Origin of the sequence: Micromonospora sp. NPDC050397 (genome assembly GCF_044901685.1) — a bacterium.
Taxonomy (GTDB): Bacteria; Actinomycetota; Actinomycetes; order Mycobacteriales; family Micromonosporaceae; genus Micromonospora_G.
Genome location: NZ_JBJDPS010000022.1, coordinates 51,835 through 63,282, shown reverse-complemented (window position 1 = coordinate 63,282; position 11,448 = coordinate 51,835). Strand labels below are relative to the sequence as shown.

Sequence of the window (11,448 nt, the reverse complement as noted above, 5' to 3'; positions counted from 1 at the left end):
CGGGTCGGCGGCCGTCGGCCCCACCGGCCGGAGACCGTCGCCGGAAGGCTGGATGCCGTGGCGCGGCTCGCGCGGCGGCGAGGAGAGGAGAGCGCGATGGAGAGCTTCGGGACCCGGCTGCACCGGGCCATGGCGGAGCGCGGCCCGCTCTGTGTGGGCATCGACCCGCACGGGGCGCTACTGGACCGCTGGGGACTGCCCGACGACGTGACCGGGCTGGCGCGGTTCAGCGAGACGGTGGTCGAGGCACTGGGCGACCGGGTCGCGGTGGTCAAGCCGCAGTCCGCGTTCTACGAACGTTTCGGTTCTCAGGGCATCGCGGTGCTTGAGTCAACTATCCGACAGTTGCGACAGGCCGGAGCTCTTGTGCTTCTCGACGTGAAGCGTGGCGACATCGGGTCCACGGTGAGCGCGTACGCCGCCGCGTACCTTGATCCATCCAGTCCGCTGTATGTCGATGCGATCACCGCGAGCCCGTACCTCGGCGTCGGCTCGCTCGCGCCGATGTTCGACACGGCGGCGGCGCACGGCGGCGGCGTCTTCGTGCTCGCGCTCACCTCGAATCCGGAGGGTGCGAGCGTCCAGCACGCGCGCGGCGCCGACGGCCGGACCGTGGCGCAAACCGTGGTCGACGAGATTTCCCAGCTCAACGCGGGTGCGGAGCCGCTGGGCAGCTTCGGGCTCGTGGTTGGCGCGACGATCGGCGACACCGGTCACGACCTGTCCCGCGTACACGGGCCACTGCTCGCGCCCGGTCTCGGCGCCCAGGGTGGGAGCGCCGCCGACCTGCGTACGGTCTTCGGTCGCGACCTCTCGACGGTGCTCCCGTCGTACTCCCGGGAGGTCCTCGGAGCGGGTCCGGACCGGGCCGCGCTGCGGGCCGCCGCCGACCGCGCGCTGGCCGATTGCCGGGCCGTACTGGGCCGCACCGTTGAGTGATAGCTCGATCACCGTTTTGTGATCATGGCGCGCCCACGTTGCCGAAAACTCCGCTGACCGCTAGTTTTCCCCGCGCTGGGAACCACATACCCCTTTGGTTTTCAGCCACCCCACGTTTCACAGATGCGGCGGTGCGTTCCGCCCGTCGCGATAGGGACCTGAGGAGAACTGGTGCCGCTCCCCCAACTGAGCCCCGAACAGCGTGCAGCCGCGCTGGAGAAGGCTGCGGAGATCCGCAAAGCCCGTGCTGAGCTGAAGGAGCAGCTCAAGCAGGGCAAGACCACCCTCGCCGCCGTCCTCGACCGGGCGGAGGCCGACGATGTCGTCGGCAAGCTGAAGGTTTCGGCTGTCCTGCAGGCGATGCCGGGGATCGGCAAGATTCGGGCGACCCAGATCATGGAGAAGCTCAAGATCGCCGACAGCCGGCGTCTGCGTGGCCTGGGTGACCAGCAGCGCAAGGCACTGCTTGGTGAGTTCGCCGCCAACTGATCCTGGCAGCGTGTAGAAACAAGCAGTGAGCACGGCGGACGACGCGCGCCCGGCGGCTCGTCTCACGCTCCTTGCCGGTCCCGCCGGGGCCGGCAAGGAGGGCGTGGTCGAGCTGATCCGGGCGCGTTCGTCCGTACCGTGGGTCTCGGTCCCGATGACCACCCGGCCGGTCCGACCGCTGGAGGTGGACGGGGCGGATCACCGTTTTGTGACCCGGGGCGAGTTCGAGGCGCTGGTCGCCGCCGACGGGATGCTGGAGTGGGACCGGTACGCCGACCACCTGTACGGCACGCCCCGCGAACCGGTCTGGCGGCGGCTGCTCGCCGGCCAACCGGTGCTGATCTGTCTCGACCTGCCCGGCGCCCGGCGGGTACGGGCCGCGCTGCCCGGCTCCCGTCTGGTCTGTCTCGTTCCGCCCGGTACGGCTCCGGCACCCGGGCGAGCACCCGTGGAGTCGGAAATCGACCGGGTGGTCGTGAACGACTTCGCCGAGCGGGCTGCGGAGGAACTGGTAGGCTTGCTCGGTTCATCCTTTCTGACTCCCGCTCAGCCGCGTACCAGTGGTTGAGAGACACAGAGGTTTATCTCGTGGGTTCCATCGCCAATCCCGAAGGCATCACCAACCCCCCGATCGACGAGCTGCTGGAGAAGACCACCTCCAAGTACGCGCTGGTCATCTTCGCCGCCAAGCGGGCCCGCCAGGTCAACGCCTACTACAGCCAGCTCGGTGAGGGCCTCCTGGAGTACGTCGGCCCGCTGGTCGAGACCACGCCGCAGGAGAAGCCGCTCTCGATCGCGATGCGCGAGATCAACGCGGGTCTGCTCACCGCCGAGCCGACCGACCAGCCGTAGGGCCGAGAACGAACGCACATGCCTGCTCAGGTTGTCCTCGGGGTGGGCGGGGGCATCGCCGCGTACAAGTCCTGCGAGCTGCTCCGGCTCCTCACCGAGTCGGGGCATGACGTCCGGGTCGTACCGACCGCCTCCGCCCTGCGTTTTGTCGGCGCCCCGACCTGGGCCGCGCTCTCCGGCCAGCCGGTCGCGGACGACGTCTGGTCCGACGTGCAGGACGTGCCGCACGTCCGCCTCGGCAAGCACGCCGACCTCGTCGTGGTCGCGCCGGCCACCGCCGATTTGATCGCGAAGGCGGCCCACGGCCTCGCCGACGACCTGCTGACCAACACGCTGCTCACCGCCCGTTGCCCGGTGGTGCTGGCGCCGGCCATGCACACCGAGATGTGGGAGCACCCGGCGACGGTCGCCAACGTGGCGACGCTGCGCGCCCGTGGTGTGCAGGTGATCGAGCCCGCCAGCGGCAGGCTGACCGGTGCCGACACCGGCAAGGGCCGGCTGCCCGACCCGGCCGAGATCTTCGCCGTCGCCCGGCGGGCGCTGACCCGGGGCTCGGTGGCACCGCGCGACCTGACCGGACGCCGGGTGGTGGTGACCGCGGGTGGCACCCGCGAGCCGCTCGACCCGGTCCGCTTCCTCGGTAACCGCTCGTCCGGCAAGCAGGGATACGCCTTCGCGCGCACCGCCGTGGCACGTGGCGCCACCGTCACGCTCGTCGCCGCGAACGTGTCGCTCGCCGACCCGGCCGGGGTGGAGCTGGTGCGCGTCGGCACGACCGAGGAACTGCGCAAGGCGACCCTGGCGGCGGCCGACGGCGCGGACGTGGTGGTGATGGCGGCGGCCCCGGCGGACTTCCGCCCGGCGACGTACGCCGACCAGAAGATCAAGAAGACCGGCGACGGCTCCGCGCCCACCATCGAGCTGGTCACCAATCCCGACATCGCCGCCGAGCTCGGCGAGCGGCGACACGCCGGGCAGGTGCTGGTTGCCTTCGCCGCCGAGACCGGGGACGTCGAGAAGAATGCCCGGGTGAAGCTCTCCCGGAAGAAGGCGGACCTGATCGTGGTCAACGAGGTGGGGCCGGACAAGGTGTTCGGCGCCGACTCGAACACCGCTGTCGTGCTGGGCGCCGACGGATCGAGGACAGCTTTCCCGGAGCAATCCAAGGAAGATCTGGCCGACGCGGTCTGGGACCTGGTAACAAAGCGCTTAACCGCTTCGTCTTAACCGTTCAACACACTGTCACTTTGGAAACGGTCCACTGTCTGCGGCGTTACACTGCCGCGAACACTCTTCGAGCACCTTTAGGAGCACCGTGGCACGCCGCCTGTTCACTTCCGAGTCGGTCACGGAAGGCCACCCGGACAAGATCGCTGACCAGATCAGCGACGGCATCCTCGACGCGCTGCTGACCCAGGACCCGCGCAGCCGGGTCGCGGTCGAGACCCTCATCACCACCGGTCAGGTGCACGTCGCGGGTGAGGTGACCACCAAGGCGTACGCCGACATCCCGACCATCGTCCGCGAGACGATCCTCGGCATCGGCTACGACTCCTCGAAGAAGGGCTTCGACGGGGCCTCCTGTGGGGTCAGCGTCTCCATCGGCTCCCAGTCGCCGGACATCGCGCAGGGCGTGGACAGCGCGATGGAGCTGCGCACCGGGGCGTCGGAGAGCGCGCTGGACGCGCAGGGCGCCGGTGACCAGGGCATGATGTTCGGCTTCGCCTGCTCGGAGACGCCGGAGCTGATGCCGCTGCCGATCGCGCTCGCGCACCGGCTGGCCCGCCGGCTCGCCGCCGCGCGCAAGGACGGCACGATCCCGTACCTGCGGCCCGACGGCAAGACCCAGGTCACCGTCGAGTACGACGGGCTGCGCCCGGTCCGGCTCAACACGGTGGTCGTCTCCAGCCAGCACGCCGCGGACATCTCGCTGGAGTCGCTGCTCACCCCGGACGTGCGCGAGCACGTGATCGCCCCCGAGCTGGAGGGGCTGGGGCTGGAGACCGACGGCTACCGGCTGCTGGTCAACCCGACCGGTCGGTTCGAGATCGGCGGCCCGATGGGCGACGCCGGGCTCACCGGACGGAAGATCATCGTGGACACCTACGGCGGTTACGCCCGGCACGGTGGCGGCGCGTTCTCCGGCAAGGACCCGTCGAAGGTCGACCGGTCGGCGGCGTACGCGACCCGCTGGGTGGCGAAGAACGTCGTGGCCGCCGGGCTGGCCGAGCGGTGCGAGGTGCAGGTCGCGTACGCGATCGGCAAGGCGCACCCGGTGAGCCTCTTCGTCGAGACCTTCGGCACCGAGAACGTGCCGGTGGAGCGGATCGAGAAGGCGGTCAACGAGGTCTTCGACCTCCGCCCCGCGGCGATCATCCGTGACCTCGACCTGCTCCGCCCGATCTACCAGCAGACCGCCGCCTACGGCCACTTCGGCCGTGAGCTGCCGGACCTCACCTGGGAGAGCACCGACCGCGCCGCCGACCTCAAGTCGGCCGCAGGAGCCTGACCACCGCGAAGCGCAGCGACCGGCAACCCGCCAGCGGGTTGCCGGTCGCTCGCGTCTGCGTCGATGTGCCCCTGGCCCACCTGGACCGCCCGTTCGACTACCTGGTGCCGGCCGAGCTGGCGGAGACGGCCCAGCCGGGCACCCGGGTCCGGGTCCGGTTCGCCGGGCAACTGGTCGACGGCTGGCTGCTCGAACGGGTCGAGTCCTCGGACCACGGCGGCCGGTTGACCTACCTGGAACGCCTGGTCTCGCCGGAGCCGGTGCTCGCACCGGAGATCGCCCGACTCGCCCGCGCCGTCGCCGACCGGTACGCCGGCGGCCTGGCCGACGTGCTCCGGCTGGCCGTGCCACCCCGGCACGCCCGGGTCGAGTCGCAGTCCCCACCGCCCGCCGCGCAGCCCTCCGACGAGCCCGCACCGCCGTCGGACGAATCCCCGCTGTCGTCCGACGAGCCCGCACCGCCGTCCGACGAACCGCGGGCGGTAGCGCCGGCTCTCGTGGTTCCGGTGGCGGGGCAGGAACGGCCCGGCGCCGGGTGGCGGGACTACCCGGCCGGGCCCGGTTTCCTGCGCGCGCTGCGCGACGGGCGCAAGCCGCGCGCGGTCTGGTCGGCGCTGCCCGGCGAGGCGTGGGCCCAGCGGTTCGCCGAGGCGGCGGGAGCCACCGTACGTGGGGGGCGCGGGGTGGTCGCGGTGGTCGCCGACGCCCGGGACCTCGACCGGCTCGACGTCGCGCTCACCGCCGAACTCGGCCCCGGCCGGCACGTCACGCTCGCGGCGGCGCTCGGTCCGGCGAAGCGGTACCGGGCGTTCCTCGCCGCCCGGCGCGGGCAGGTACCGGTGGTGATCGGCACCCGGGCGGCCATGTTCGCCCCGGTCGAGCGGCTGGGACTGGTGGCGATCTGGGACGACGGCGACGACCTGCACGCCGAGCCGAGGGCACCGTACCCGCACGCCCGCGAGGTGCTGCTGACCCGGGCGCAGCTCGCCGACGCGGCGGTGCTGGTGGCCGGTCACGCCCGTACCGCCGAGGCCCAACTGCTGGTGGAGACCGGCTGGGCCAAGGAGGTCGTGGCGGACCGGGCGACGGTGCGGTCCCGCAGCCCGCAGATCACACCGACGGGTGACGACCCGCAGCTCGCCCGGGACCCGGCGGCGGCCACGGCGCGGCTGCCCAGCCTGGCCTGGGAGGCGGCCCGCGCCGCCCTACGGGCCGACGCGCCGGTGCTGGTGCAGGTGCCCCGACGCGGTTACCTGCCATCGGTCGCCTGTGCCACCTGTCGGGCGCCGGCCCGCTGTCCGCACTGCTCGGGGCCGCTGGCGCTGCGTTCGGCGAACGCCGTACCGAGCTGTCACTGGTGTGGCCGGGTGGCGGCGGGGTACGCCTGCCCTCAGTGCGGTGGCCGGCGGCTGCGCGCGGCTGTGATCGGCGCAAGGCGTACGGCGGAGGAGTTGGGCCGGGCGTTCGCCGGCGTACCGGTGCGCACCTCCGGCCGGGACGAGGTGCTCGACGTCGTGCCGGCGGAGGCGGGGCTGGTGGTCGCCACCCCGGGCGCGGAGCCGGTCGCCGGTGGCGGCGGCTACGGTGCGGTGCTGCTGCTCGACTCGTGGGCGTTGCTCACCCGGGCCGACCTGCGGGCCGGTGAGGAGGCGTTGCGGCGCTGGCTGACCGCGTCCGCGCTGGCCCGACCCGCCTCGGCCGGCGGGCGGGTGGTGCTGGTCGCCGACGGTTCGCTGGCCCCGGTGCAGGCCCTGCTGCGCTGGGATCCGGCCTGGTTCGCCGGCCGGGAGCTGGCCGAGCGGCGTGAGCTGGGATTTCCCCCGGCGGCCCGGATGGCGAGCCTGACCGGGGTGCCGGACGCGGTCGCCGACCTGCTCGCGGTGACCCGGCTGCCGGCAGAGGCGGAGGTGCTCGGCCCGGTGCCGGCGCAGCGGGGGCAGGAGCGGATGCTGGTCCGGGTGCCCAGGGGCCGGGCCGCTGTGTTGGCGGTCGCGCTGCACGAGGCGGCGGGCGTCCGGACCGCCCGCAAGGCCGCCGAACCGGTACGGATACAGGTCGATCCGCTGGACATGTTCTGAGGTGGTGCGGGCGGGTCGCCGGCTCAGCCGGTCAGCTCCTCCCGGAGGCCGCCCACCTCGGCCCGGGTACGCCGACCGAGCCCGCCGGGTTCGCGCTCGTCACGGCGGTAGTAGCGACTCGTTCCCACGGCGAAGCCGGGCGGTGCGGCATGCGTGGCTTCCCAGTCGATCGAGGCAAGGGTGAGCTCCCGATCGTCGCCGCGCTCGTGCAGCAGGTCGATCGCCTGCCGGACCTCCGGGTCCGTCGCGTACCCGAGCGTGGCTAGGCGGCGGTACAGTTCGGCGCCCCAGGTCGAGTCCGCCCCGGCGGCGCCCGGCCGGACGTGGGCGAAGTAGGAGATCGACATCCGGGTGCTGTCGCCGCCGTCGCGGTCGGCGTCGACCCAGTGGATCGGAGTGGGTAGCCCGGGGTGTTCGGCCTCGAGGAAGTCGCAGACGTTGCCGTAGAGCCAGTCGCCGCGCGGTGCCGGCACCACCGTCTGTCCGCGCCGGTCCCAGAAGCGCAGCTTCGAGTCGGTGCTGTACACCTGCCAGGTCCAGTGGCCCATGTCCTTGTGCGGGCCCACCCGGATCAGCGGGGACCGTCGTTCCCCGTCGGCGACCAGCCTGCCACGTACGGGGATCACCCCGTCGTCGGTCTCGACCATGAACAACTCTTCGGGTCCGTCCGGGAGAGCCGGGTACCACTGGAACCGCAGTAGGCGTTCACCCATCGCCAGTGGTCCGGCGATCGTCCCGAAGGCCAGCCCCAGCCGCTCCTCCAGCGCTTCCATCGTCTCCATGGTGAACAGGTCCAGTAGCCGGTGCAGGCGTAGGGCCATGGCCGACCACCGGTCGGCCCCGGCGGTGGGCACGTCCTCGCCGTAGAAGGTCGGTGCGAGGACGGCGAGCGGGTGGCCGGTCGGCAGGGTCTGGTTGACCACCAGGTGGCTTCGTAGTTCCCGCAGTCGGGCGGCGCTCTCGTCACCGTCGGCGGTGAAGCCGTACTGGCCCGTGGTGGTGACGGCCGCCTCGGCCGGTCGACCCGACGTCATCAGTGCGGTGAACTCGTCGGCGCACGCCTGCCGTAGCCGTAGCACCTCGGCCAGGACCGGGTCACCGGCGACGTCGTCGACGCGGAACCAACCCGTTTCGGTCAGCGCCCCTGTCTGTTCCGGACTGATCACCGCGCTACCCCCTTACCAGCCAGGCCGAGGTGGGTGCTATATCGAAGGTCGCCTGTGTCCCGGACACGATACCACCACGTTCGATCTCTTCTCTGGTGGCGAAATATATGCCGTCAACCGGATTCGACCGGTGCTTCTCCCGGAGCCCGCGAAGCGCTTTCAACTGTTGCTCGTTCGGCCGCAGTTCGTAGATCTCGCCGATGATCAGTTGGCGCAGTCCGGAGAACCGGTCGTGTCGTAGCGGCAGGTGACGAGTGCCCAGGTAGGTGCAGTCGAAGAACGGGAAGTCACGACGGTCGAGTATGCCGGTCGCGATGAGTTCCTCGTGGAACTCCCGCCAGGGAAAGAGTTCCCGGTCGTGCCGGGAGTCGAACCACTTGAGCAGTCGGTGCAGATCCCGGCCGGGCAGCCTCAGGCGTAGGTCGTTGTTGCTGACCTGGTCCGGGGTGAACCGGATGTCGGGTCGGGCATGGAAGCGCCGGCTCAACTCGCTCTCCGACAACCGGCACTTGAACACGCCCCCGACCGGCTGGTACTGGGTCGTTATCCGGTGGCCGCGGACGAGTAGCTGGGTCTCGTCCACCGGCACCGCGACCAGGTACGCGATGGAGACCCGGATCTGCGAGCGGCGGTACACGGTTCCGGCCAGCACCGTGGGCCAGAGATAGCGCGGTTCGAAGATGTCGATGCGACCGGCCAGGTTGGCCATCGCGACACCGGCGATGCCGATCGACACCTCGAGGGCGTACGAATCGGCGCGTCGCAGGTAGCCGAAGACACCGGCACCGAGCAGCACGAGGATGTTGAAGATGCCCACTACGCGTACCACTGTTCGAGGAAGGCGCGGGTGGCCTCGGCGCTGCGCGACAGTACGGTGTCGAGATCGTGGGTGGTGTCGAGGGCGAAGAACGCGGGCAGCGTTGAGGTGAGCTCGCGTAGCAGCGGGTGGGGGATCTGGTCCGTCATCTGTCTCAGGTTCGTCTCCGACACTCGGGCCGCACGCCGTTCCCGGTTGCGTCGTACCCGCACCTCCAGCGGGGCGTGCAGGTGGATGAACAGGGTGCTGGCGGCCAGCTCCTGGTCGCGTACGAATCCGGCGAGCCAGTCCGGGAAGAGGGGAAGCTCGACCAGCACCGGGCGGTCGGGCGCGGACAGTTGCTCGGTCAGTCTGGCCAGGGCCATCTCGACCGCTTCCGGCCAGCGGCCGAGGATCAGGGCACCGTCGTCGCCGAGGGTCGCTAGGCCGTCGAGTCGGCCCTCCCGGTGCAGCCGGCGGAGGATGTCGTCGATCCCGATGTCGCCGGTCAGCGCGAACCGCTGCCGCAGCATGACCCGCAGGTGTCGGCGCACCGAGGTCTTCCCGACCGCCGGCGGCCCCGAGACGATCACGAGTGGCGAGTCGCTCATGGCAGGTCGAAGACCAGCAGTGGCCAGGTTTCCCGCCAGCGGCGCTGCTCCATCCGCCGTCGGACCAGGGCGACCGTCTCGGCGTCGTCGGCGGTCGGACGTACGAGGAGGCCGAACAGGTCCACGAGGCCGAACGGCGCGAGCACCTCGAACCGGCCGGCACGCCAGGCGACACCGAGCGCGGTGCAGGTCTCCGGCCACCTCCGTAGCGCGTCCGCCGTGTCGACGTAGGGCGGGTGGCCGTTGCGGGTGTGCATCCTGGCCTGGTTCTTGACGGAGAAGTTCTCGTTCGGGAATTGGCTCCGCAGGACGGTCTCGATCTGCCGGTCGACGGCGGGCGCGGTCTCCGTGGCGTCGAAATACACCACGTCGATGTCGTTCAGTGGCGTGGGCGTGGTGCGACCGTGCAGTCGGTCCCACACGAGATTTCTGACGAATCCGGCGGATAGCCAGCAGTCAGGCAGTTCGAGCTTTGCCACGGCGAAGAGAATGGCCCGGCGATGTTCCTCCCCGAGCATGATTTTTTCGAGATCGGTTGCCGAGGCCGCCGGATCTGTCACGAGGATGTCCTTAAGGGCGCCGGGTCGACGAATTCCTGCCTGGAGAATAGACCGCGTACGCACGCGGAGAAACCGCCCGCGGGTCGGCCGAACGGCTCGCCCGGTGGGCCGTGCGTCGGCGGGCGTGGGGCCCGCGTCGGGCCGGCGCGGTGACGGAAACGGCACCCTCACCGGTCGCCCCGATCCGCACTCGGTGGGGGACGCCCGCCCGCCGCCCGTCCGGGCGTCGAACCCACTCGGGAACGGGGGCGCGGCCGGAGGTAGGCTGAGTCGTTATGAGTGGTTTATGGCGCGTGGGACCTCGCCGAAGGGCTGGTTCACGCGTGGTAACATCGCCCCTCATGTCGCCGCCCATTGGTGTGACGATGCCGTGATCACACCGGTTCGGTGTGCAATCGAGTGATCCTAGTCAGTCTGCGATCAGGGGTGTGTGCGTCGTGACCGGTCGTCAATCGATCGTTCTGAATGGAGATCTCGGCAGCGGCAAGAGCACCGTGTCGATCGAGCTCTCCAAGCGGCTCGGCCTGCGCCGGATCAGCGTCGGCGATCTCTACCGGGAGATGGCGCAGCGGCGCCAGATGACCACGCTGCAGCTCAACCTGCACGCCGAGCTCGACCAGGCGGTGGACGGCTACGTCGACCAGCTCCAGCAGGACATCGCCGACTCCGGTGAGCAACTCGTCGTCGACAGCCGGCTCGCCTGGCACTTCTTCCGCGACGCCCTCAAGATTCACATGATCACCGAGCCGACCGAGGCGGCCCGCCGGGTGCTGGCCCGTCCCTCCGGCCCGGCCGAGAGCTACACCTCGATCGAGGAGGCGAAGACCAAGCTCCGTGAGCGCAGCGAGAGCGAGCGGGGCCGCTTCATCCTCCGGTACGGCGTGGACAAGGCCAAACTGCGCAACTACGACCTGATCTGCGACACCACCCGCGCCTCCGCGATGGAGGTGGTCGAGCACGTGATCGCCGCCTTCGAGGGCTCGCTCGGCCGGGAGGTGCTGCGCGACGCCCCGCCGCTGCTCCTGCTCGACCCGGGCCGAATCTACCCGAGCCAGGAGATTCAGGGCCTGCGCGGACTCTGGGACTCGGACTTCGTCGCCGACGTGGCCAAGGCGGGCGAGGCGGCCCTGGAGCCGATCAGCATCGGTTACACCGGTAGCGAGTTCTTTGTCGTCGACGGTCACCGCCGGCTCAGCGCGGCCCTCCAGAACGGCTTCAAGCTCGTACCCGGTCGACTGGTCGCCGAGGTGGACGAGCCCGTGGTCGGCGGTCGCTCCGCGATCGAGTTCTTCCAGACCGAGGTCGGGCTCGGCGCGATCTACGACTGGGACGCGGCGCACGGCGTGTCGTTGCCGCTGCCCGAGCACGTGCTGGCCCGGGCCGGAGCAGCCCCGGCGGACCCGATCCTGCCCAGCGAGGCGGGCATCGGCTCGTAACCGGCCGTCCGC

The 11,448-nt window shown here is 70.9% G+C and carries 12 protein-coding genes; 8 read left to right on the top strand and 4 right to left on the bottom strand.

The genetic code is table 11. The annotated features are described in order from the left end of the window. The first annotated feature begins 96 nt into the window (after positions 1 to 96). The 7 genes from pyrF to ACI2K4_RS34145 all read left to right on the top strand — a co-directional run bounded on the left by pyrF (position 97) and on the right by ACI2K4_RS34145 (position 6,867). Entirely contained in the window at positions 97 to 939 is an 843-nt protein-coding gene (gene pyrF, locus ACI2K4_RS34175) for an orotidine-5'-phosphate decarboxylase (protein WP_404517320.1), read from the top strand. Positions 940 to 1,110: 171 nt separating this feature from the next. Then, positions 1,111 to 1,428 (top strand): integration host factor, actinobacterial type, encoded by a 318-nt coding sequence (gene mihF / locus ACI2K4_RS34170; protein WP_404517319.1) that lies wholly within the window; start codon positions 1,111 to 1,113, stop codon positions 1,426 to 1,428. A 25-nt stretch (positions 1,429 to 1,453) separates the two neighbouring features. Then, complete coding sequence (locus tag ACI2K4_RS34165; protein ID WP_404517318.1) at positions 1,454 to 1,996, top strand: guanylate kinase; 543 nt, start codon at positions 1,454 to 1,456, stop codon at positions 1,994 to 1,996. A 20-nt stretch (positions 1,997 to 2,016) separates the two neighbouring features. Continuing rightward, positions 2,017 to 2,280: a DNA-directed RNA polymerase subunit omega gene (rpoZ, locus tag ACI2K4_RS34160; RefSeq protein WP_007075826.1), complete on the top strand. Its 264-nt coding sequence runs from the start codon at positions 2,017 to 2,019 to the stop codon at positions 2,278 to 2,280. An 18-nt stretch (positions 2,281 to 2,298) separates the two neighbouring features. Then, positions 2,299 to 3,507, top strand: a complete 1,209-nt coding sequence (coaBC, locus tag ACI2K4_RS34155) for a bifunctional phosphopantothenoylcysteine decarboxylase/phosphopantothenate--cysteine ligase CoaBC (RefSeq protein ID WP_404517317.1) — start codon at positions 2,299 to 2,301, stop codon at positions 3,505 to 3,507. A gap of 88 nt (positions 3,508 to 3,595) precedes the next feature. Next, entirely contained in the window at positions 3,596 to 4,789 is a 1,194-nt protein-coding gene (metK, locus tag ACI2K4_RS34150; protein WP_404517316.1) for a methionine adenosyltransferase, read from the top strand. A gap of 38 nt (positions 4,790 to 4,827) precedes the next feature. After that, the gene (locus ACI2K4_RS34145) at positions 4,828 to 6,867 is read left to right on the top strand and encodes a primosomal protein N' (RefSeq protein WP_404517315.1); all 2,040 of its coding nucleotides are present in this window, start codon (positions 4,828 to 4,830) and stop codon (positions 6,865 to 6,867) included. A gap of 23 nt (positions 6,868 to 6,890) precedes the next feature. Here ACI2K4_RS34145 and ACI2K4_RS34140 read toward each other — a convergent pair whose 3' ends face one another. The 4 genes from ACI2K4_RS34140 to ACI2K4_RS34125 are packed head-to-tail and all read right to left on the bottom strand — an operon-like array spanning position 6,891 to position 10,000. Beyond that, positions 6,891 to 8,033, bottom strand: a complete 1,143-nt coding sequence (locus ACI2K4_RS34140; protein ID WP_404517314.1) for a hypothetical protein — start codon at positions 8,031 to 8,033, stop codon at positions 6,891 to 6,893. A gap of 4 nt (positions 8,034 to 8,037) precedes the next feature. Then, complete coding sequence (locus ACI2K4_RS34135) at positions 8,038 to 8,862, bottom strand: hypothetical protein (RefSeq protein ID WP_404517313.1); 825 nt, start codon at positions 8,860 to 8,862, stop codon at positions 8,038 to 8,040. Next, complete coding sequence (locus ACI2K4_RS34130) at positions 8,850 to 9,440, bottom strand: AAA family ATPase (RefSeq protein WP_404517312.1); 591 nt, start codon at positions 9,438 to 9,440, stop codon at positions 8,850 to 8,852. Before ACI2K4_RS34130 ends, ACI2K4_RS34135 begins: the two co-directional genes overlap by 13 nt. Beyond that, positions 9,437 to 10,000: a nucleotidyltransferase family protein gene (locus ACI2K4_RS34125; RefSeq protein ID WP_404517311.1), complete on the bottom strand. Its 564-nt coding sequence runs from the start codon at positions 9,998 to 10,000 to the stop codon at positions 9,437 to 9,439. The genes ACI2K4_RS34130 and ACI2K4_RS34125 overlap by 4 nt, the downstream gene beginning before the upstream one ends. Before the next feature lie 437 nt (positions 10,001 to 10,437). Between ACI2K4_RS34125 and ACI2K4_RS34120 the strand changes: the two genes are divergently transcribed. Further along, positions 10,438 to 11,436: an AAA family ATPase gene (locus tag ACI2K4_RS34120; protein WP_404517310.1), complete on the top strand. Its 999-nt coding sequence runs from the start codon at positions 10,438 to 10,440 to the stop codon at positions 11,434 to 11,436. Positions 11,437 to 11,448 lie beyond the last annotated feature (12 nt).

What these genes read in the sequence shown, in the direction of transcription:
- pyrF (WP_404517320.1), top strand. Translation starts at nt 97, where the DNA reads ATGGAGAGCTTCGGGACCCGGCTGCACCGGGCCATGGCGGAGCGCGGC.
- coaBC (WP_404517317.1), top strand. Translation starts at nt 2,299, where the DNA reads ATGCCTGCTCAGGTTGTCCTCGGGGTGGGCGGGGGCATCGCCGCGTAC.
- ACI2K4_RS34130 (WP_404517312.1), bottom strand. Translation starts at nt 9,440, where the DNA reads ATGAGCGACTCGCCACTCGTGATCGTCTCGGGGCCGCCGGCGGTCGGG.